The sequence below is a fragment of the Bacillus halotolerans genome, from assembly GCF_001517105.1.
GTDB lineage: Bacteria > Bacillota > Bacilli > Bacillales > Bacillaceae > Bacillus > Bacillus halotolerans.
In genome coordinates this window covers 31,941-53,763 of sequence record NZ_LPVF01000008.1, presented here as the reverse complement: position 1 = coordinate 53,763, position 21,823 = coordinate 31,941, and the positions used below count along the sequence as shown (strand labels likewise).

24 protein-coding genes are annotated in these 21,823 nt (G+C 44.4%); 17 read left to right on the top strand and 7 right to left on the bottom strand.

All coding sequences use genetic code 11. From position 1 onward, the window contains the following. Window positions 1-29 precede the first annotated feature (29 nt). Both AU387_RS02855 and AU387_RS02850 read right to left on the bottom strand, forming a co-directional pair. The gene (locus AU387_RS02855) at window positions 30-1,316 is read right to left on the bottom strand and encodes a sensor histidine kinase (protein ID WP_059292654.1); all 1,287 of its coding nucleotides are present in this window, start codon (window positions 1,314-1,316) and stop codon (window positions 30-32) included. Between the two features lie 125 nt (window positions 1,317-1,441). Further along, entirely contained in the window at window positions 1,442-2,605 is a 1,164-nt protein-coding gene (locus tag AU387_RS02850) for a MalY/PatB family protein (RefSeq protein WP_059334743.1), read from the bottom strand. 87 nt (window positions 2,606-2,692) lie between these two features. On the opposite strand from AU387_RS02850, the gene AU387_RS02845 reads away from it, so the two are divergent. Beyond that, a complete protein-coding gene (locus tag AU387_RS02845; protein WP_024122655.1) occupies window positions 2,693-2,953 on the top strand; it encodes a YugE family protein in 261 nt (86 codons plus the stop codon). Window positions 2,954-2,979: 26 nt separating this feature from the next. On the opposite strand, the gene AU387_RS02840 is transcribed toward AU387_RS02845, so the two are convergent. Next, window positions 2,980-3,804 (bottom strand): alpha/beta fold hydrolase, encoded by an 825-nt coding sequence (locus AU387_RS02840; RefSeq protein ID WP_059334742.1) that lies wholly within the window; start codon window positions 3,802-3,804, stop codon window positions 2,980-2,982. 149 nt (window positions 3,805-3,953) lie between these two features. Between AU387_RS02840 and AU387_RS02835 the strand changes: the two genes are divergently transcribed. The 3 genes from AU387_RS02835 to yugI all read left to right on the top strand — a co-directional run bounded on the left by AU387_RS02835 (window position 3,954) and on the right by yugI (window position 6,209). Further along, window positions 3,954-4,454 (top strand): Lrp/AsnC family transcriptional regulator, encoded by a 501-nt coding sequence (locus tag AU387_RS02835; RefSeq protein ID WP_024122653.1) that lies wholly within the window; start codon window positions 3,954-3,956, stop codon window positions 4,452-4,454. Further along, entirely contained in the window at window positions 4,455-5,615 is a 1,161-nt protein-coding gene (locus AU387_RS02830) for an aminotransferase (protein WP_059292656.1), read from the top strand. 201 nt (window positions 5,616-5,816) lie between these two features. Continuing rightward, entirely contained in the window at window positions 5,817-6,209 is a 393-nt protein-coding gene (gene yugI / locus AU387_RS02825) for a S1 domain-containing post-transcriptional regulator GSP13 (RefSeq protein WP_044158915.1), read from the top strand. A gap of 44 nt (window positions 6,210-6,253) precedes the next feature. On the opposite strand, the gene AU387_RS02820 is transcribed toward yugI, so the two are convergent. Then, on the bottom strand, window positions 6,254-6,490 hold the full coding sequence (locus tag AU387_RS02820; RefSeq protein ID WP_003220771.1) for a DUF378 domain-containing protein: 237 nt from the start codon (window positions 6,488-6,490) through the stop codon (window positions 6,254-6,256). A 241-nt stretch (window positions 6,491-6,731) separates the two neighbouring features. Between AU387_RS02820 and AU387_RS02815 the strand changes: the two genes are divergently transcribed. From AU387_RS02815 to AU387_RS02795, 5 genes are all read left to right on the top strand, one after another. Beyond that, a complete protein-coding gene (locus tag AU387_RS02815; protein ID WP_059334741.1) occupies window positions 6,732-7,895 on the top strand; it encodes an iron-containing alcohol dehydrogenase in 1,164 nt (387 codons plus the stop codon). 102 nt (window positions 7,896-7,997) lie between these two features. Then, window positions 7,998-9,170 carry an iron-containing alcohol dehydrogenase gene (locus AU387_RS02810; protein WP_059334740.1) on the top strand — a complete coding sequence of 391 codons (1,173 nt, stop codon included), beginning with the start codon at window positions 7,998-8,000 and terminating at the stop codon, window positions 9,168-9,170. A 111-nt stretch (window positions 9,171-9,281) separates the two neighbouring features. Continuing rightward, the gene (locus AU387_RS02805) at window positions 9,282-10,634 is read left to right on the top strand and encodes a glucose-6-phosphate isomerase (RefSeq protein WP_059334739.1); all 1,353 of its coding nucleotides are present in this window, start codon (window positions 9,282-9,284) and stop codon (window positions 10,632-10,634) included. 58 nt (window positions 10,635-10,692) lie between these two features. Further along, window positions 10,693-11,064 carry a hypothetical protein gene (locus AU387_RS02800; protein ID WP_059335357.1) on the top strand — a complete coding sequence of 124 codons (372 nt, stop codon included), beginning with the start codon at window positions 10,693-10,695 and terminating at the stop codon, window positions 11,062-11,064. Between the two features lie 60 nt (window positions 11,065-11,124). Then, window positions 11,125-11,529 (top strand): YugN-like family protein, encoded by a 405-nt coding sequence (locus AU387_RS02795; protein WP_044158912.1) that lies wholly within the window; start codon window positions 11,125-11,127, stop codon window positions 11,527-11,529. Here AU387_RS02795 and AU387_RS02790 read toward each other — a convergent pair. Continuing rightward, a complete protein-coding gene (locus tag AU387_RS02790; RefSeq protein ID WP_059334738.1) occupies window positions 11,526-12,512 on the bottom strand; it encodes a potassium channel family protein in 987 nt (328 codons plus the stop codon). The genes AU387_RS02795 and AU387_RS02790 overlap by 4 nt on opposite strands. Next, window positions 12,509-12,763: a protein mistic gene (locus AU387_RS02785; RefSeq protein ID WP_044158910.1), complete on the bottom strand. Its 255-nt coding sequence runs from the start codon at window positions 12,761-12,763 to the stop codon at window positions 12,509-12,511. The genes AU387_RS02790 and AU387_RS02785 overlap by 4 nt, the downstream gene beginning before the upstream one ends. Before the next feature lie 132 nt (window positions 12,764-12,895). On the opposite strand from AU387_RS02785, the gene AU387_RS02780 reads away from it, so the two are divergent. From AU387_RS02780 to AU387_RS02750, 7 genes are all read left to right on the top strand, one after another. Next, the gene (locus tag AU387_RS02780; protein WP_059335356.1) at window positions 12,896-13,159 is read left to right on the top strand and encodes a YuzI family membrane protein; all 264 of its coding nucleotides are present in this window, start codon (window positions 12,896-12,898) and stop codon (window positions 13,157-13,159) included. 44 nt (window positions 13,160-13,203) lie between these two features. Further along, window positions 13,204-13,881, top strand: coding sequence for a zinc metallopeptidase (locus tag AU387_RS02775; protein WP_024122643.1), 678 nt, complete (start codon window positions 13,204-13,206; stop codon window positions 13,879-13,881). Window positions 13,882-13,924: 43 nt separating this feature from the next. After that, window positions 13,925-15,214, top strand: coding sequence for a hemolysin family protein (locus AU387_RS02770; RefSeq protein ID WP_059292660.1), 1,290 nt, complete (start codon window positions 13,925-13,927; stop codon window positions 15,212-15,214). Window positions 15,215-15,400: 186 nt separating this feature from the next. Further along, entirely contained in the window at window positions 15,401-17,065 is a 1,665-nt protein-coding gene (locus tag AU387_RS02765) for a glycoside hydrolase family 13 protein (RefSeq protein WP_059334737.1), read from the top strand. Window positions 17,066-17,183: 118 nt separating this feature from the next. Continuing rightward, window positions 17,184-17,582, top strand: coding sequence for a secondary thiamine-phosphate synthase enzyme YjbQ (locus AU387_RS02760; RefSeq protein WP_044158908.1), 399 nt, complete (start codon window positions 17,184-17,186; stop codon window positions 17,580-17,582). Between the two features lie 14 nt (window positions 17,583-17,596). Continuing rightward, window positions 17,597-18,628 (top strand): nitronate monooxygenase, encoded by a 1,032-nt coding sequence (locus AU387_RS02755; RefSeq protein WP_059334736.1) that lies wholly within the window; start codon window positions 17,597-17,599, stop codon window positions 18,626-18,628. A gap of 24 nt (window positions 18,629-18,652) precedes the next feature. Next, window positions 18,653-18,907 (top strand): hypothetical protein, encoded by a 255-nt coding sequence (locus AU387_RS02750; RefSeq protein ID WP_059334735.1) that lies wholly within the window; start codon window positions 18,653-18,655, stop codon window positions 18,905-18,907. Between the two features lie 12 nt (window positions 18,908-18,919). Here AU387_RS02750 and AU387_RS02745 read toward each other — a convergent pair whose 3' ends face one another. Beyond that, entirely contained in the window at window positions 18,920-19,657 is a 738-nt protein-coding gene (locus tag AU387_RS02745; protein WP_044158904.1) for a protein-glutamine gamma-glutamyltransferase, read from the bottom strand. Between the two features lie 154 nt (window positions 19,658-19,811). Here AU387_RS02745 and AU387_RS02740 point away from each other — a divergent pair, with 154 nt between their 5' ends. Next, window positions 19,812-21,800, top strand: a complete 1,989-nt coding sequence (locus AU387_RS02740; RefSeq protein WP_059334734.1) for a HAMP domain-containing methyl-accepting chemotaxis protein — start codon at window positions 19,812-19,814, stop codon at window positions 21,798-21,800. The last annotated feature ends 23 nt before the right edge of the window (window positions 21,801-21,823 follow it).

The window sequence follows — 21,823 nt, the reverse complement described above, 5'->3', positions numbered from 1 at the left end:
TTCATTCTATAAAAGTTCCAATTGATTTGCTAGTGAGGAAGGTCCGCGGGGAGCTTGATCGTCACAATGGTTCCTCTTTGAAAGCTGCTGCTGAACGAAATGGTTCCGTGATGATGTTCAATGATGGAAAACGTCACAGTCAGTCCAAGTCCTGTTCCGTTCGTTTTTAAAGAATAATAAGGTTCACCCAGCTTCTGCATTTGGTGATCCGTCATGCCGACACCGTTATCTGAGATTTTGATTACGATCATATGGCCGCTTCTTTTGGCTGAAACTTGGATGACCCCTTTACCCGGGGGAACGGCTTCAATGCTGTTTTTCATGAGGTTGATCACAGCCTGCTTCAGCTTTGTTGCATCCCCGTATACCAAAAGGTCCGGCTCGGCGTCCGCCTCAACTGTCACAGATTTGTAATTGGCATACGAAATCATGAGGGAGCTCGTCTCTCTGATAAGAGAAGATAAATCAAAAATCTCTTTTTCATATAATTGCTGTTTGGCGATATCAAGATAATTTGTAATAATGCCCTGAGCCCGGTCAAGCTCTGACAGCACAAGTTTTTTATAATCCGCACTGGATTTGTTTTGAAAGGATTCATCATTAAAAAGCAGCTGGACAAATCCCCGGACAACTGTCAGCGGATTTCTAACTTCATGAGCCACACTTGCCGCAAGTTCACTCACAATCTCCATTTTTTCCGAATGAATAAGCTGGGAACGCAGGGCGATATTTTCTGCGATGCTTTCTATAATATAAATGCTTAAAAGAAGAACGATGCAGCGGAACAAACCCGATACAGCTGCCTCATAATATAAGGATTCTGAATTTTGAAAATTTAAAATATTCACGGCGGAAAAAACCAAGATGGAGGCGAAAAATAAGAAGATCTCCAAGCAACCGATGAATAAAGACAGCAGCAGTTTTCTCGCTTTGGACATGAATGGCCACTTTTTTTGAAGCAAAATTGGGATGATGATATGAAAAGGCAGCAAAGTGAAAACATAAATGGCGGAAGGCTCAAAAAACAGCAGTTCAAAACATAAGACGGATGCAGCGACTGTTAGCCCGGAAGCAGTGTTTATGTAAAATAAACAAATGATGACAGGAATGATTTGAAGACCGTATTGGATGTAGTCCATTTCCTGTATAGGGAAGATAATGCATAAAACGGAGGCGCCGCATGCAAATAACGTGACCAATCCGTTGTTGATTTTTGGTACAAGGATTGACGGTTTTCCAAGCCAAAACACTTGGTAAAGAAGAATGGGAAACAAAATAAAGCAAATATGCAGGAGATAGTCTTTTAGAATTTCCATTCGAGTGAAATCCTTTCGTATAAAATATGAATCTATTATAACACTTATCATAAGAAGTAATATACAAAATTTCTTTATAAAGAACGCCTTTACGATTGATGCGTAAAGGCGTTTGTGACGAATTTTTACTCTAACGCTGTTTTTATCCGGCGCAGTCCGTCCTGCAAGGTTGCCAGAGGGCATCCTGCATTCAAACGCATAAATCCTTCTCCGCCAGGGCCGTACTTCGTGCCGGGCTCCAAAATAATTTTCCCTTTGTGCAGCATCTTTTGCTGCAGCTCTGCATCAGACAGGCCGTATGCGCGGAAATCGAGCCAGATCAGGTAAGACGCATCAGGCTTCATCATCTTGACATTCGGGAGCTCGCTGGTCAAAAAGGCTGCCGCCTCATCCATATTTTTCTCAAGATATGAAATCAGTTCGTCAAGCCACGGCCCGCCTTTTGAGTAAGCGGCTTCGATTGCGCTCACGGCAAACGCGTTTAATCCGCCTAAACCGTTTCGCTGCAGGCTTGCTGAAAATTTAGCGCGCTTCAGCCGGTCTGGAATAATGATTGCTGACGCCTGCAAACCCGCGATGTTAAACGTTTTGCTCGGTGCTGCGCAAGTCACAGAAATCTCAGCGAAATCGTCAGAAAGAGAGGCAAACGGTGTATGGGTATTTCCGTAGAGCATCAAATCGGAATGAATTTCATCTGAAACGACTGTAACGCCGTGTTCAAGGCATAATTCGCCGAGCTTCAGCAAATCGTCCCGGCCCCAGGCACGCCCTGAAGGGTTATGCGGATTGCATAAAATAAACATTTTGACGCTCGGATCACTGATTTTTGTCTCCAAATCTTCAAAATCCATTACATATGTTCCGTCTTTTTCTTTAAGCGGATTATGTAATATACGCCGGCCGTTTTTCTCAATCATATGGTAAAAAGGCGTGTAGACAGGGGATTGGACAATCACTTGATCCTTTGGTTCTGTAAAAGCCTGAACCGCCATGCCCAAAGCTGTGACAACACCGGGACTGAATGTAATGCTTTCCGGGTTCACCTTCCAGCTGTGCCGGTTATGCATCCATGCACACACTGCATCTTTTGTTTTCTGATCTGGAGCTGTATATCCGAAAATTCCTTGTTCCAGGCGCTGTTTTAATGCTTCTGTTATGGCTTCCGGCGCACGAAAATCCATATCCGCCACCCACATCGGAAGTGCGTCTGTCACGCCGAATAATTCGCCTGTCTTGTCCCATTTGACGGATTGGGTGCCGAGGCGCTGTTCTTGTTTATCAAAGTTCATTCTGTTCCACCTCTTATGTATGTTTATTTTTCTTAGCGTAACTATGATAAAATAGATCTGCAAATTTTATTATAAGCGGTGATGAAAATGGAAGAAAGTCAAGCGGTCAGGGAAATGATCAATGTCATTGCCAAATGGGACCCGTTTAAATATGGTGAAGATTTTTATGAAACGGAGGCTGTTGATGTCGTACAGGCCGTCTATGATGAAGACGATCCTGAAGTGTTAGCGAAAAGCATACAGCATATTTTCGAAGCTTCTTTTGAACAAACACTTCCGATCGACAGCTGCCGGAATGTGGCTGGCCAGCTGCTGTTTATTAAAGACAGCAGCTCTTGCACGCCTTGAAAAAACCGGTATACAAACCGGTTTTTTTATTCTGTGATAAACTCTGCAATTCGTTCGGAAACGAATTCAGGGCGTTCCTCCGGCACCAAATGCCCTGTTTCCCGCAATGAATACAGTTTGGAATCCGGCAGGTCACGGTGCAGGCGTTCGCCGATTTTCAACGGAACCACCTTGTCCTCCTCGCCCCAAATCAATAAAGCGGGTTTGCTGATCTTTTTCAATTCCTCAGACTGTAAATCTCCTTCTCTGTGCCGGATGAACCTCGTCATTGCTTTGAAAATCTGTTCATCTTGAAAAGGCTTGCCGTAGCCGTCAATCATCACCTCGTCAATCAGCGATTTGTTGTGGACGACATTTAATAAGTTTTTCATCACGCCTTCTTTGGAAAGCCAGCGTTTTATATAAAGATGAAAATATGGGAGGTGAGTCCCGAAGATAATCGTCGGGTGCGAGCGTTTTAAATAACCTGAACTGCAAAGCAGCACAATCTTTGAGAAGAGCTCAGGCTTTAATAGAGCAGCCGACAGCGATATCTGTCCTCCCATCGAATGCCCGACAAGCGCTGCCTGTTTGACTTGCAAGTGCTCTAGGAGTCCGATGATAAGCATGGCGAGGTTTTGATAGGTATATATAAATGACCTTGATTTTTCTGATTGGCCGAAAGGAGGCAAATCGAGCGCGATGATGTCATACTGGTCCCGAAGCAAGGGGATTAATTTTCTGAAGCTGAAAGCAGAAGATAAAAAACCGTGTACGCAGACAATTGTTTGTTTTCCCGGGTTTTGATAGTGCTCATAATATACATGTACTCCTCCGACTTTAACACGCCTTATTGGTGTAACCGCCTCCATTTTGCCGTCACTCCCTTCATAGGATGTCCTGTATTATGCCCTGAAATTGTCAGTTCTAGCGGAAGTTTCTCCTCGTTTTTTCTTAGCATTCATCAAAAAACGTGATATAATGTCATGAGATTTCTTGACATTGCAAAGGTGTGAATTGAATGAAATTGACCGAGAAAGAAACAGAAATATTAGAAATTTTAGACGAAAACAGCCGCGCCGACCTAGAAACAATCGCAAAGATGGCCGGTATCCCTGTAAATGAAGTAAAAGCGATCATTGACAAATTGGAAAAAGAAAAGGTTATCATCGATTATTCCGCTATGATCGACTGGCGGAAGGTGGACGGCCATGAAGGTGTGACAGCCATGATTGATGTTAAAGTCACTCCGAAGCGCGGAGTCGGTTTTGACGAAGTGGCGGAGCGGATTTACCGATTCCAGGAGGTAGAATCAGTCTACCTGATGTCGGGCGTATACGACCTGTCTGTCGTGATCCGCGGCAATTCAATGTCTGATGTTGCGCGTTTCGTATCTGATAAACTGTCAACTCTTGATTCAGTTGTGTCTACGACAACACATTTTATCCTGAAAAAATACAAGCATGACGGCAAAGTATTTGAAACGGGAGACGACGACAAAAGAATCGTGGTGTCACCGTAAATGACTTCTTATTTATCCGATTATGTACAACAAATAAAACCATCCGGCATCCGCAGATTCTTTGATTTGGCGGCAACGATGGAAGGTGTTATTTCTTTAGGGGTCGGAGAACCTGACTTTGTAACGGCTTGGAATGTCCGTGAAGCAAGCATTCTTTCCCTTGAACAAGGGTATACGTCATATACCGCTAATGCAGGTTTATACTCATTGCGGGAGGAAATCAGCCGTTATGTCAGCAGCCGGTTTGGTCTTGCATACTCTCCTGACGATGAACTGATTGTGACGGTAGGGGCGAGTCAGGCTTTGGATATTGCGATCCGTGCCATTGTAAATCCCGGTGAGGAAGTGATTATTCCTGAGCCGTGTTTTGTGGCGTATGAATCGCTTGTGTCTTTGACAGGCGGCGTCCCTGTTCATGTCCATACGACGGCTGATAAAGGTTTTAAAGCAACGGCTGAGGATTTTGAAGCGGCAGTGACCGAAAAAACAAAGGCCATTCTCATTTGTTCGCCTTCGAATCCGACCGGCTCGGTTTACTCAAAGAAAGAGTTACATGAAATTGCTGAGTTTGCCAAAACACATGATTTGATTGTACTGAGCGACGAGATTTACGCGGAACTGACATACGATGAGGAATTTACAAGCATAGCAGCATTCCCGGGCATGAAAGAGCGGACGGTTGTCATTTCGGGATTTTCAAAGGCGTTTGCCATGACAGGCTGGAGACTCGGTTTTGCCGCGGCGCCTTCAGAAATTCGCAACGCGATGCTTAAAATCCACCAGTATGCGATGATGTGCGCGCCTGCGATGGCGCAATACGCAGCGCTTGAAGGATTAAAAAACGGAATAGAAGACGTAGAAAAGATGAAAAAGAGCTACCGAAGAAGACGTAATTTGTTTGTCGAAACGCTAAATGAAATCGGTCTCAGCTGCCACCATCCGAGCGGTGCTTTCTATGCTTTCCCATCCATCAAAAGCACTGGGATGAGCTCAGAACAGTTTGCCGAGGAGCTCCTGATGCAGGAAAAAGTAGCCGTTGTTCCCGGTAATGTGTTTGGGCCGAGCGGAGAAGGATATATCCGCTGTTCATATGCGACATCAATTGAACAGCTGCAAGAAGCATTGGTCAGAATGAAACGCTTCTTACACAAAACAACATAAAAAAAGATACGAACCTTTTGTTCGCATCCAATAAAAGGGGGAATACTAGAAAGCCTTTGGTATTTGCAGTATATCCTCTTTTTGATATGCTTAAACCTGATATCATATAAAAAAAGTTTCCTTTGCGGAAATGAAACATGTATGATATAATTTTAAATTGCGTATAAACAGATATTTAATTTAACTTAGGAGTTGTTATGAATGGCAGCAAAATTTGAAGTGGGCAGTGTTTACACTGGTAAAGTTACAGGATTACAAGCGTATGGTGCGTTTGTTGCATTAGATGAAGAAACTCAAGGTTTAGTACACATTTCTGAAGTGACTCACGGTTTCGTAAAAGACATCAACGAGCACCTTTCAGTTGGCGACGAAGTACAAGTAAAAGTACTAGCTGTTGACGAAGAAAAAGGAAAAATCAGCCTTTCTATTCGTGCGACACAAGCTGCGCCTGAGAAAAAAGAAAGCAAACCAAGAAAACATAAAGCTGCACAAGTAAGCGAAGAAGCTTCTGCACCACAAGGCTTCAACACATTAAAAGATAAGCTTGAAGAGTGGATCGAAATGTCCAACCGCAAAGACCTTATCAAAAAATAAGCATGAAAAAGCACCGGACAGGAATGTTCGGTGCTTTTTTTATCCTATCGCATTTCAGGATTTGCTGCCTCTTCACGTGATCTTTCCTCGTTTGGTTTAAACAGCAGACCGAGGTTGATTAAGCCGGCGATTCCGACAAGACCGTAAATAATACGGGAAAGAGCTGACCCTTGGCCGCCGAAGATGGCCGCTACTAAATCAAATTGGAAAAATCCGATCAGTCCCCAGTTAATAGCGCCAATGATCGTTAATACAAGGCAAATTCTCTGAATTGTACTCATGTTTTGCAACCTCCTCCATGAATTATTAAAACAGTTATAGATTGTGACAAATTGGAGAATCTATACATGCATTCTCCATATTGAGAGTAGCCGGACGAAACGGCCCAAACTCAGCTTGTATCTGTTCCTTTCCCAGCATCTTGCAAATGAAAACTGCCCGATACGCTGAAAACGGAAAGAGCTGATTGCTTTACATGGAGCGCAGGCATTCTGCATAATGAAAATCTAAGGAGGAGATGTCATGCAAAACTTTACATATTGGAATCCGACGAAATTAATTTTCGGCCGCGGAGAAGTTGAAAAACTCCCAGAGGAACTGAAACCTTACGGAAAAAATGTATTGTTAGTCTACGGAGGCGGAAGCATTAAACGCAGCGGCCTTTATGATCAAGTGATGGAACAGCTGAATAAAGCCGGTGTCACGGTGCATGAATTAGCAGGCGTTGAGCCGAACCCGCGTGTGTCGACTGTTAATAAAGGTGTTGCGATCTGCAAAGAAAACAACATTGATTTCTTATTGGCTGTCGGCGGCGGAAGTGTCATCGACTGTACAAAGGCGATTGCTGCGGGGGCAAAATATGATGGTGATGCGTGGGATATCGTAACGAAAAAACACCAGCCGAAGGAAGCTTTGCCGTTCGGAACTGTATTGACTCTCGCCGCAACTGGTTCTGAAATGAACGCAGGTTCAGTTATTACCAACTGGGAAACAAAAGAGAAATATGGCTGGGGCAGCCCGCTCGTGTTCCCTAAATTCTCTATTTTGGACCCAGTGAACACATTTACTGTTCCTAAAAACCACACGATCTACGGAATGGTTGATATGATGAGCCACGTGTTTGAACAATACTTCCACCATGTATCAAACACACCTTACCAGGATCGCATGTGCGAATCTCTTTTACGCACAGTCATCGAAACAGCGCCTAAGCTGATCGATGATCTTGAAAATTACGAGCTGCGTGAAACGATCCTTTACACAGGGACAATCGCTTTAAACGGTATGCTGTCAATGGGTGCAAGAGGGGATTGGGCAACTCATAATATCGAACATGCCGTTTCAGCCGTTTACGATATTCCGCATGCGGGCGGACTTGCGATTCTCTTCCCGAACTGGATGAGACATACATTATCAGAAAACCCGACCCGCATGAAGCAGCTTGCGGTGCGTGTGTTTGATGTAGAAGAAGCTGGAAAATCAGATGAGAAAATTGCGCTGGAAGGCATCGACAAGCTGTCTGCTTTCTGGACAAGCCTAGGCGCTCCAAACCGTCTGGCTGACTACGATATAAATGACGAACAGCTCGGTACAATTGCCGACAAGGCAATGGCCAACGGTACGTTCGGCCAGTTTAAATCACTTAACAAAGAAGATGTACTCGCTATTTTAAAAGCATCTCTATAACAAAAGGGGGAAATAGCCGATCCGGCTGCTTCCCTTTTTCTTTGGACTTATGTTACAATTGTTAATCTGTTTTTTGATACAGCAGTATTTGGAGGTTTTACAATGGAAAATTTCACTTATTATAACCCGACGAAGCTGATCTTCGGAAAAGGCCAGCTCGAACAACTAAGAAAAGAAGTAAAGCAATACGGTAAAAATGTTCTGCTTGTCTACGGAGGCGGAAGCATTAAACGTAATGGCCTTTATGACCAGGTAACAGGCATATTAAAAGAAGAAGGCGCCGCTGTCTATGAACTGCCGGGGGTAGAGCCGAACCCGCGTCTTGCAACTGTGGAAAAAGGCATTGACCTATGCAGACAGCATGATATTGATTTTCTGCTTGCTGTGGGCGGCGGAAGTGTAATTGACTGCACAAAAGCGATCGCTGCGGGAGTAAAATACGACGGAGACGCTTGGGACATTTTCAGCAAGAAAGTAACAGCCGAAGATGCACTGCCGTTCGGTACCGTTCTAACCCTTGCTGCTACAGGTTCTGAAATGAACCCTGACTCTGTGATTACAAACTGGGAAACAAACGAGAAATTTGTATGGGGAAGCAATGTAACTCATCCGCGGTTCTCGATTTTAGACCCTGAGAATACGTTTACAGTGCCTGAAAATCAAACGGTTTACGGTATGGTTGACATGATGAGCCACGTGTTTGAACAATACTTCCATAATGTCGAAAACACACCGCTGCAAGACAGAATGTGCTTTGCCGTTCTGCAGACGGTAATCGAAACAGCTCCAAAACTATTGGAGGATCTGGAAAATTACAAACATCGTGAAACGATTTTATATGCTGGCACAATCGCTCTGAATGGCACGCTTCAAATGGGCTACTTCGGCGACTGGGCTTCTCACACTATGGAGCATGCCGTATCAGCTGTTTACGATATTCCGCATGCCGGCGGCCTCGCGATTCTGTTCCCGAACTGGATGAGATATACGCTTGATACAAATGTCGGCCGGTTTAAAAACCTTATGCTCAATATGTTTGACATTGATACAGAAGGCAAAACGGATAAAGAAATCGTGCTTGAAGGAATCGACAAGCTGTCTGCCTTCTGGACAAGTCTGGGTGCGCCTTCCCGTTTATCCGACTATGATATCGGAGAGGAAAAACTGGAACTGATTGCTGATATCGCAGCCAAAGAAATGGAGCATGGCGGCTTCGGCAACTTCCAAAAACTGAACAAAGATGACGTGCTTGCCATCCTTCGCGCGTCACTCTGATTTTTAAGGACGGAATGCAGTCATTCCGTCCTTTCTTCTTGACTTGATTTCACAGATAAGTTCATATAAAGTGAAAGATGAAAACATTATACCGTTATGGAGGGACAAGCAATGACGCATGTACGCTTTGACTACTCAAAAGCGTTGACTTTCTTCAACGAACATGAACTTACATATTTGCGCGACTTTGTAAAAACAGCACACCATAATATTCATGAAAAAACAGGCGCGGGCAGCGATTTTCTAGGCTGGGTGGACCTCCCTGAACATTATGATAAAGAAGAATTTGCGCGCATTAAAAAAAGCGCGGAAAAAATCAAATCTGACTCTGATGTATTGCTTGTTGTCGGTATCGGCGGTTCTTACCTCGGCGCGCGGGCTGCGATTGAAGCGCTTAATCACGCGTTTTACAATACACTGCCGAAAGCAAAACGAGGCAATCCGCAAGTCATTTTCATCGGAAACAACATCAGTTCATCTTATATGAGAGATGTCATGGATCTTCTCGAAGATGTTGACTTCTCCATTAACGTCATCTCTAAATCAGGTACAACAACTGAACCTGCAATCGCTTTCCGTATTTTCCGCAAGCTTCTTGAAGAGAAATACGGCAAAGAAGAAGCGAAAGCGCGGATTTACGCGACAACTGATAAAGAGCGCGGCGCGTTAAAAACACTTTCTAACGAAGAAGGCTTCGAATCATTTGTCATTCCTGATGATGTCGGCGGCCGTTATTCTGTCTTAACAGCTGTTGGTCTCCTGCCGATTGCTGTCAGCGGCGTCAACATTGACGACATGATGAAAGGCGCATTTGAAGCGAGCAAGGATTTTGCCACATCAGAATTGGAAGATAACCCTGCATACCAGTATGCGGTCGTTCGCAATGTTCTTTACAATAAAGGCAAAACGATTGAAATGCTTATCAACTATGAGCCGGCGCTTCAATATTTTGCGGAGTGGTGGAAGCAGCTGTTCGGCGAAAGTGAAGGCAAAGACGAGAAGGGCATTTATCCTTCTTCTGCCAACTATTCAACAGACCTTCACTCATTAGGACAGTACGTACAGGAAGGCCGCAGAGACTTGTTCGAAACGGTGCTGAATGTCGAAAAACCTAAACACGAGCTGACAATCGAAGAAGCGGATAACGATCTTGACGGCTTAAACTATTTAGCCGGAAAAACTGTAGACTTCGTTAACAAAAAAGCATTCCAAGGTACAATGCTGGCTCATACAGACGGAAATGTTCCGAACTTAATCGTCAACATTCCTGAGCTGAATGCATATACTTTTGGATACCTTGTTTATTTCTTCGAAAAAGCCTGCGCGATGAGCGGTTATCTCCTCGGCGTCAATCCGTTTGACCAGCCTGGAGTAGAAGCATATAAAGTCAATATGTTTGCATTGCTTGGCAAACCTGGCTTTGAAGAGAAAAAAGCTGAGCTTGAAAAACGTCTCGAAGATTAATGTAAGAAAGCTGACTGGCATTTGCCGGTCGGCTTTTTATCAAATCAGAAAGGTGCTGATGTTCATGAAACAAATGGTCAAACATCTCATCATTGCGGGTTTTTCTGCAGCTGTTTTAGTTATTCTCATATCCTTTGATGCCGTGAATACAGAGTTTTCTTCCAACCTTGGCGGCACACTCTCACACTTTTTTATCCACACCTTTCTTCTGATCGGGCTGCCGCTTGCCATTTTTACCGATGCGGTGCACCAGTTTCTGAAATTGAAGCGATCTCACACCCTTTTAACAAAGGTAGGACTCTATGCAGCTGTTGTATATGTTTCATGGGAATCTGCGGCGGGGATTGCTGCAGCGATGACTGTTTACTTCTTAATTGAATGCGCTTTCTTTTCAGTTGGCCGTGCAAAGGAAAAAACGGTTTCCATGTAATCAGCCTCTGAATGAAGTCTTGTTTTGCGGGACAGGATAAATGAAAAAAGGGGCAGTTTGATGATTACGATACCTTCCGCGATAGATGGACAGCCTTTCTTGCTTCAAGAGCTGGAACAAGTCATGAAGCCGCTCGGTTATGTGATAAACGGCGGCTGGGAGTACGACCACGGCTATTTTGATTATAAAATTGATAATAGAAACGGATATTTATTTTTAAGAATTCCCGTCAATGCCATACAAGGCAGTCTGGATGAACGCGGGGCAGCTGTCCGTATCGGAACTCCGTTTATGCTGAGGCAGGTGTTCCAGGCAGGCCTTGATGATCATGCTGAAGGAGGGCCGTTTCAATCGCTGTTTAATCAATTTTCTGAGCCCGAGAGACGGGACGCAGAGATTGATCCGGCGTATTTGGATATCGGCGCCTCCCTTGTCAAAGAGCTGGAGGATGTTTTGTTGGGTTAAAGCGCAAGGAACTGATCCGTTTCAAGCACTTTATATGAAAGAGGAGGGGTAATCATAGGCCCTTCCTCTTTTTGTATGCCAATAATAGTGGTGTTGTGATCAAGAAAATAGAGGACGCATGTTTTATAAGCGGCACCATGCAATTCAGAAGAAACCGAAATCAGGCGCACTTTTTTATCTAATGTCAGTTCGATTAAGCTTTGCGGTTTAGACAGCTGCAATTTGACCCGGTAATGTTCCAGCATCACGCGGCTTAAGAGCTGGGACGTCCCGATAATTTTATTAGCGCCCGCCCGTTCTGCATTGGTGACAAAGCGGTCTGTCAGAATTTCGACAATACAGTATGCCAGCGGATTCAATCCTTTGACTGATAACAGAATCAGCACCGACAGCATGTCCGCCTCCGCTTCACTTTTATATTGGTCGGCAGTGACCATCACTGTGTCCGCCTCAGTAATATTGGCTCGTTTCAGCGTTTCATCATCAGCGGCGTGTCCGCGTATGAAATGGACATTTTCAATGAGCGGCCCTTCTTTTAACGATTCATCAATCAGAACGACTGTCTTGGAGGGCGCCGCCAGCTGAAGCTCTCTCAAAAGGCGGTTTGATTTTTCATTCCAGCCGATAATAATCACATGGCCCCGTCCTTTGTAAGCGACCTTTCCCTCTATGTAGCGGTGCTGTTTGCTGAAAGCGGCAGCGGATAAGGTGGCAAAGTAAGCAGTGACAAAGCTTGCGCCGATGAATATCAGCATGATTCCGGCTGCTTGACCAAGCGGTGTGTGCGGCACATAGTCTCCGTAGCCCACTGTTGAGACGGTAACCACGGCCCACCAAATACCTTCGAAGACGGAAGTAAACTGCTCGGGCTCAAGTAAATAAATGATTTGCCCAAACAAAAGAATCAGAAAAAGAATGATCAGCCCGATTCGGATAAATAACGGCCATCTCAGCCAAGAAATAAAGATCCGGTTTGATTTCATTCTTTTTCCCCTTCTTCAGATAATGAAATAGATAAAATCTGTTTAATAATCGTATTCAGCTTCTCATTTAGCTTTTCCTGGCCGTACAGGTCGCGGGCCTGCTTCATGAGATCAGCTGTATCGTCTTCAAGCTGAATGAGCGGTTCGTCGATTTCGGATTCATTATAAAATTGGATAAATACGTCCAGCCCTTCATTCATCCGGTCAATCGCTGTACTCAGCCGTTCCTTTTCCTCGCTCGTCACTTTCATGTTCATCACACCCGTGCTCTTTTTATAACAGTATGTCCCACTTCCGGCATTGTTTTTCAAAAAATGAACAAAACATATAAAACCGGATTTCTCCATAAACTAAAATAAATAGGCGAGAAAAGGATGGAACAGATGACGATCATTCAAAGAACCGTCGTGGTTTTGATCGGTACGCAGCTTGCGGCATCCGCAGTGATTTTGTTTATTTTCGACTTGAATTCGTATAATCACTTCTCCGATAGCTTCTCATGGCATCATTTTTTGAAAGAGCTGATTGGAGGCTTTTCTTTTTATTTGTTTTCGGCCGGCTTGTTCCTTTTGCTTATCGGAATGTGTGCGCCTAGACGGAAGAAGAAGCGCTTTTCTGTACACGAGAAAGAAAACTCATTAAAATAATCGTAATAAAGAAACATACGATCTTTAAAAAAGGATGATGAAACATGCTGTTTATATTTTTAACAATAGCCGCATTGGGATTGTCGTTTTGGGCACAATTTAAAGTAAAGAGCAACTTTGAAAAGTATTCAAAAGTGGAAGCCTCAAGCGGTCGAACAGGGGCAGAAACGGCAAGACGGATTCTAGATATAAACGGTCTTTACGACGTGCCGGTCGAACCGGTAAGAGGCGCTTTAACAGACCATTACGACCCGACAAGACGGGTGGTGCGTTTATCTGAGCCGGTCTATTACGGCCGCTCAATTTCCGCCATCTCCGTAGCTTCCCATGAAGTCGGACATGCCTTGCAGCATCAGGAGTCATATGGTGCGCTTGTGCTGAGACATAAAATCTTCCCAGTCGTGAATTTTGCATCCGGTGTGGCTCCTTTGCTTTTCTTAGGAGGCATGCTTCTCGGCAGCCTGAATTTGATCGGGCTTGGCATTATTCTGTTTTCAGCCGCTGTCTTTTTCCAGCTGATCACACTGCCTGTCGAATTCAATGCAAGTTCACGCGCGAAGCAAATTATTGTGTCAGAAGGATTCATCCGGAACAATGAAGAGAATGGGGTAAATAAAGTGCTGAGCGCCGCCGCCTTAACGTATGTGGCCGCCGCCCTGGTTTCCCTGTTTGAACTTCTTCGCTTTGTGATGATCTTCTTAAACGGTCGTAATGAGAATTAACGTTAAGGAGGTGGCCCCTTACCATTTATGGTAAGGGCTTTTTTTGCTTATATTACAATTGATCGCCATTTTTGTTTTGATTGGCATTACGGCTGTTTTCGTTGCAGCAGAATTTGCAATCGTCAAAATCAGAGGTTCAAAAATCAATCAGCTCATCGAAAGCGGAGACAGCCGGGCGCTTGCCGCACATAAAATCATCTCCAATCTTGACGAGTATTTATCAGCCTGCCAGCTCGGGATTACAATTACAGCCCTCGGCCTTGGATGGCTTGGTGAACCGACATTTGAACGCATTCTTCATCCCTTGTTTACAGCGGCAGGCATACCGGAACCGTTTAACCACATAGTCACATTTGTTATTGCATTTATCATCGTCACTTTTTTGCATGTGGTAATGGGTGAGCTTGCGCCGAAAACAGTTTCCATTCAGAAGGCTGAAGCTGTCAGTTTATGGATTGCAAAGCCGCTGATCTGGTTTTATAAAATCACATATCCGTTTATTAAAGCATTGAACGGCTCTGCAAGTTTTCTTGTGAAATTGTTTGGCTTTCATTCAGTCAAGGAGCATGAGGTTGTCATCAGCGAGGAGGAACTGAGGCTGATTCTGTCAGAAAGCTATGAAAAAGGGGAAATCAACCAGTCCGAATTTCGCTATGTGAATAAGATTTTTGAATTCGACAACCGCGTGGCGAGAGAAATTATGATTCCGCGAACAGAAATCGTTGTCATTTCTCTGGAGCAGTCGCTTGAAGAAGCGATTCATCTCATCATTAACGAACGGTATACACGGTATCCTGTCATCAAAGAAGATAAGGATCATATTTTAGGGATTATCAACAGCAAAGATATGTTTAAAGCGTATTTTCTCGGCCAGCCGATTAAGCTGAAGCAAATTATGAGGCCTGTCATCAGAGTCATTGAAAGCATTCCTGTCCAGCAGCTTTTAATCCGCATGCAGAAGGAACGGATTCATATGGCGATTCTCGTAGATGAATACGGGGGAACGGCGGGGCTTGTAACTGTCGAGGATATTATCGAAGAAATCGTCGGGGAAATCCGTGATGAATATGATCAGGATGAAACGCCGCATATTTTGAAAAAAGGCGAGCACCATTATGTGATGGATGGCAAAGCGCTAATAGATGAAGTGAACGACCTGCTCGACATTGCCATTGAGAATGAAGAAATTGATACGATTGCAGGCTGGCTTCTGACGCAAAAAATGGAGCTGGAAGCAGGAGATGTGATACAGGCGGAGGGCTGCGAATTTAAAATCCTCGACGCTGAAGACCATCACATTCGATTTGTCGAAATCAAAAAAACAGAGTTTTAATCAAAAACAGCCGGGCTGGATCGCGGCTGTTTTTTTGAGCTCAAAGAAAATCAGGACAAAAGGCTTCTGAAAAATTGATCAGTGTTTTGTCATCGGCAAGAGGCTTTTTTTCTGAAAAAATGAATGCTTCAAAGGCCTTTTTCTACATAAGATATAAAAACCGCACACGCAGGAAGGAGTGGCTGTATGAAAAAGGCTTGGTGGAAGGAAGCGGTGGTCTACCAAATTTATCCCCGCAGCTTCAAGGATTCAAACAGCGATGGAATCGGGGATATTCAAGGAATCAGGTCCAAGCTTCCGTACATAAAAGAACTTGGTGCCGATGTGATTTGGATTTGTCCTTTGTACGACTCACCCAATGCGGATAACGGCTATGATATAAGAGATTACAAAAACATATTGAGCGATTTCGGCACAATGGCAGATTTCGATCAGCTGCTTCATGATATTCATGAGCTTGGCATGAAGCTCATTATGGATCTTGTCGTGAATCATACAAGTGATGAACATCCATGGTTCATTGAATCACGCGCATCTTTACAATCCCAAAAACGCGACTGGTATATTTGGAAGGACGGGAAAGACGGAAAAGAGCCAAACAATTGGGAAAGCATTTTCGGAGGATCGGCTTGGCAGTATGATCAGCAGACAAGCCAGTATTATCTCCACCTTTTTGATAAAAAGCAGCCAGACCTGAACTGGGAAAATCAAGAGGTAAGAAACGCCGTTTATGACATGGTCAATTGGTGGCTCGATAAAGGCATAGACGGATTTCGGGTGGATGCCATTTCTCATATTAAGAAAAAAGAAGGGCTGCCTGATCTGCCGAATCCGAAAGGGCTGCCCTATGTTCCTTCTTTTCCTTATCATATGAATGCTGAGGGCATATTGGATTTTTTAACAGAGCTGAAGGAAAACGCATTTTCCCGCTACCCGATCATGACGGTCGGAGAGGCAAACGGTGTCTCGGCAAAGGAGGCAGCTGAGTGGGCGGGGGAGGAATCCGGCATTTTCAGCATGATTTTTCAATTTGAACATCTCGGCCTGTGGGATATAGAGGTCAATGAAAGCATCGATATCGCTGCATTCAAACGGATTTTAACAGAGTGGCAGAACCGTTTGGAGGGAATCGGCTGGAACGCTTTGTTTATGGAAAACCATGATCAGCCCCGTTCTGTTTCTGTATGGGGAGACGACGGGAATTCCTTAAAGGAAAGTGCAAAAGCACTCGCCGCTGTTTATTTTCTGATGAAAGGAACGCCGTTTATTTATCAGGGACAGGAAATCGGCATGACCAATGTGGCGTTTCCTTACATTGAGGATTATGATGATGTCGCGATGAAGCGGCTGTATGACATAGAGACCGCAAAAGGCGCTTCTCACGAGGAAGTAATGAAGATTGTCTGGAAAAAGGGTAGAGACAATTCACGAACACCAATGCAATGGAATGCATCTCCTCACGCTGGGTTTTCCGATGCCAAGCCATGGATTGGGGTAAATGACAATTACACATGGCTGAACGCCGAGGCGCAAATAAACGATAACACATCTGTCTATCACTTTTACAAAAGCTTGATCAAACTCCGCCAAACATATGATGTATTTATTTATGGCCAATACGAGCTGATTTTGCCGGAAGATCAGCAAATCTTTGCATACCTTCGCAAAAACGAGAGCCAAACTGCGCTAATTGCGGCAAATCTGACGGGTGCGCCGGCGTTCTGCAGATATCCCGCATTGCCGTTATCTTCTGACAAACTCCAATTGTCGAATATGGAAACAGAACTGCATAAGCATACGACATCATTGCTGTTAAAACCTTATGAAGCCAGAGTATACCTATGGCAATAAAACTCCAGAAAAAAGCTGGAGTTTTTGTTTTCTTCAGGTTTATGAGCCTGATTTAACAGGAAAAAAAGAACACAGAACGAATATGCAAAGAGAAGAAGGGAATTGAAAGGAGAAACAAATGCTGAAAACTCTGCAAATCAAAACAAACAAAAGAGATGAAATGGTTGAAATCACTCACGAGGTCGAAGCGTTTCTTCAAGAAACAGGAGTGGCAAGCGGGGCAGCGCTGATTTACTGTCCGCATACGACGGCGGGCATTACAATTAATGAAAATGCCGATCCCGATGTGAAAAGAGATATGCTCCGAAGATTTGATGAGATGTATCCATGGGACCATGAGCTGGACCGCCATATGGAAGGCAATACAGCTGCACATATGAAGTCCAGTACGGTAGGCGCTTCACAGCATGTCATCATTGAAAACGGGCGTCTCATTCTCGGGACGTGGCAAGGTATTTATTTCTGCGAATTTGATGGTCCGCGCCAACGAACTTGCCATATCAAAATCATGGAATAACAGGAGGTGCTTCTATGACTCAATGGATGAAAGCACTATCATTATCAAAGCCTGTCATTCAGGCGCCGATGGCAGGCGGCCTGGTCACACCCCGACTGGCAGCCGCTGTGTCGAATGAAGGCGCGCTCGGAAGTCTCGCTTCCGGATATCTCAGTCCAGGTACGCTTGAAAAACAAATCATCGAGATGCATGAATTGACCAGCAGCGCTTTTCAGGTAAATGTGTTTGTGCCGGAAGAAAGGAAGACACCGGACGATAAAACGGTTCACACATGGAAACAGAACATTCCGTTTGCGGAACAGGCGGCTGCTTTTCCTTTAGAGGAGGAAGAGTGGGAGGATTTTCATCAAAAAATAAATCTGATTCTTACATACAATGTAAGAGCCTGTTCATTTACGTTCGGCATTCCGCCTGATGAAAGCATTCATTTATTAAAGAAAAATGGCTGCTGTCTTATCGGAACGGCTACTTCGCCGCAAGAAGCCGTCCTGCTGGAAGAGCGCGGAATGGATATCATCGTGCTGCAAGGCAGTGAAGCAGGCGGCCACCGTGGTTCTTTTCTGCCGGTCAGCGGAGAGTCTTCAATTGGCTTAATGTCACTGATTCCCCAAGCCGCAGACGCTGTTTCAGTACCCGTGATTGCGGCAGGCGGAATTGCAGACCGCCGCGGCGTCCAAGCGGCTCACTGTCTCGGAGCGCAAGGTGTACAGGTCGGGACTCCATTTCTTATGTGTGAGGAAAGCGCAGCCTCTGAAACGTACAGACAGGAATTAAAAGAAGCGCATGGAACAGACACGCGCCTTACCGCATTGTTTTCGGGGAAGCCTGCAAGGGGGATAGTCAACCAATGGATGAAAGAGCAACAAGCTGAAGAGGCAAATACACTTCCTTATCCATTGCAAAACACGTTAACAAAACCAATGAGAAAACATGCCGCCGCAGCCAAAGATTCCGGTCACATGTCTCTGTGGGCGGGGCAATCAGTCGGAATGCTCAATGGGCCCGCTGACGTGAAAACGCTGATAGCTGAGCTTTGCCAATCGTAACATAACTAACAGAGGTGACAGACGATGAACATTCTTCAATATTCTTATAAAAAGAAAGGGAAAATTGAGTTTGTATTTGAAGACTGGCCTCATTCAAAAGTTACAATGGCTCCCATCAAAGGGTATTATTTTGTCCGGTTTATCAAGTGGAGCAGCCAAGATCCCATCGTGACGAGAAATGACCTTGAAAAAATGGAATGGGCTGCGAACCAGTATGTCGGCACAGCCCCTTTCTATCGAAAACGAAAAGTATTTGAAACCCCATCGTCCCCAAAATAGACGGTGGGGTTTTTAGCGGGTGATCGGATAGAGTGACGGAATATCAAGTCTGGTCGCTTGTGAAAGGAGATAAGCTGACTGTACGGCTCCTTTTCGTCTGAAAGAATTCAGCTTATCAATAATTTGCTGAGCGTTTAAAATTCCCAGGCCGTGAGCAAAATATTTGTCCTTTTCTAATAAAATCACATTTTCGCCTCTCCACTGCGCTTTCTGCGGATCAAATTCAGGATTTTTAAAATACAAACAGTCTCCAAGGAAAAAGTGATGTCCCGTTTCCGTATATATCGGCAATTTCTCATAATGCCAGTCATATAAAATAATTCTGTCAAAGGCTGCGTCGAATTTTTCTTCTCCGATGGTTTTAAGCAATGCTAAGTAATAAATCACAACGATTGCCGTCGCGCATTCAAACGCGTAAAACGGGCCGTTTTCTGCAATATCCCGAATCGCCTTTGAAGGCGGCATTTTATACTTAAGCTCCAGAGCCCCTTCCGGTGAAACCCGCCAATACGCTGTATTCCCGTATGTTTTTACAAAGGTGGCGAACTTCGCCCCGCTTTTATGCAGCGCTTTTGCCGATTCAACAATGTTCATGCGCAAATGAAGCTCAAACATCAGTTCAGCGATCGAATGATAATCAAACTGAACGGGTGTATCAATCATTTCTTTTAGCAGCGGATTCAGGTTTTTGTCTATTTGCCAGTTTTCAATGTCTTGGGGACGGAGCCATTGCCCGGATACAATAATCATCTGAAGCCCCCCTTGTTTTTTATAAACTATGCACAAGGCTTGGGCAATGAAAGCTAAAAAGACAGAGAAATGTTGAAAAGGGAATTTCTTCTATTTTAAAAACTTTTTAAAGCAGCCGATATATACTGTATCAAACCTGAAGGAGAAGCTGTATATGAAGACTTTTATCAATTGGCTGACAAAACCGTCTATTTCTAGAAAACTAATTATTTCATTTGTTGTGATTTTAATCATTCCGATTCTTATATTGGAATTCAGTTCTTACCGCTCAGCAAGCGGAAAACTGGATCAGGAGATCATGGGAAATGCGAAAAATAGTGTCGATTCATTTAATACAACCGTTACAAATGATATAGGAGCAAAAGCGAAAGGCATCAGCTTTTTCAGTGAATCACTGAAAAGCTCCGCGTTTAAAGGAAAATCCAAACAGGAAGAGCTTAAGGCTAAGTTTTCGCAATATGTTTCCATTAACCAAGACGTAGCCAGAATTTACGGAGGGGCAGAAAACGGCACATATGTACAGGCACCGAAAGAAAAATTGCCGGATGGCTACGATCCGAGAAAACGCTCTTGGTACCAGGATGCAATGAAAGCCGGCGGTGAAATCGTAGTGACCGATCCTTATGTGGCAGCCAGCGACGGAAGCATGGTCATTACCATTGCTCAGGAATTGAAGGGTGGTTCAGGCGTCGTCGCCATGGATATCACAATTGATAAACTGTTAGAACAGTTGAAACAAATTAAAGTCGGAAAAGAAGGCTATGCTTTCATCGCGACGAAAAACAAAACATATGTCGCCCATCAAAACCATAAGGCTGGTGAAAAGCTGTCTGGCGACTGGGTTGCCAAAATGTATGACAAGGACAGCGGCGAGCTGCAGTACACCCTGAATCATGAAGATAAAAAGATGACATATACGACAAATCAACTGACTGGCTGGAAAATTGCCGGCACCATGTATATGAGTGAAATCAAGGAATCCTCAAAATCTGTCCTGACAACAGGCATGATCGTGCTGATTGCTTCAATACTGGCAGGCGGGATGTTAATCCTGTTTATCGTTGGTTCGATCACAAAACCGTTAAAACGTCTGGTTCAATCATCAAAAATGATCAGCAGCGGAGATCTGACAGAAACCATCGAGATCCGTTCGAAAGATGAACTGGGCGAGCTTGGCGAAAGCTTCAATGAAATGGGACAATCCTTGCGTTCGCTTATCAGCGCCATTCAAGACTCGGTTAATAATGTTGCCGCATCATCCGAACAGCTGACTGCATCCGCCGGGCAAACGAGCAAGGCGACGGAGCATATTACAATGGCAATTGAGCAGTTCTCAAACGGAAACGAAGAGCAGAGCGAAAAAGTGGAGTCCAGCTCTCATCAGCTGAACATGATGAATGAAGGGCTCCAGCAAGTCTCACAAACATCATCAGACATTACGAAAGCGTCTATCCAATCAACGGAAATCGCGGGTACAGGCGAGAAGTTTGTCCAGCAGACAGTCGGGCAGATGAATTCAATTAATGAGTCGGTTCAGCAGGCTGAAGCAGTGGTGAAAGGGTTAGAAGAAAAATCAAAAGATATCACGAGTATTTTACGAGTCATCAATGGGATTGCCGATCAAACAAACCTGCTGGCATTAAATGCAGCCATTGAAGCGGCGCGGGCCGGGGAATCTGGACGAGGCTTCTCTGTTGTAGCGGAGGAAGTGCGTAAACTGGCCGTTCAATCTGCAGATTCATCTAAAGAAATCGAGAATCTGATCCAGGAAATCGTTGCAGAAATCGAAACTTCTCTTCACATGTTTAAAGCCGTTAATCAAGAAGTGCAATCAGGGCTAGTTGTCACAGACAATACAAAGGAAAGCTTCCAAATTATTTTCAGCATGACAAATGAGATTGCAGACAAATTGCAGACGATGAATACAACAGTTGAACAGCTGTCAGGCCGTTCAGAGCATGTATCGGCAGCAGTGAGCGGAATTGCGGATGTTTCAAGAGAAAGCTCGGCAAGCATTCAAGACATTGCTGCATCGGCCGAGGAGCAGCTTGCTTCTATGGAAGAAATCAGTTCATCAGCCACTACCCTCGCGCAGATGGCAGAAGAGCTCCGTGATCTGACAAAGAAATTTAAAATTGAATAAGACAAAAAACAGCGCTTATGAAG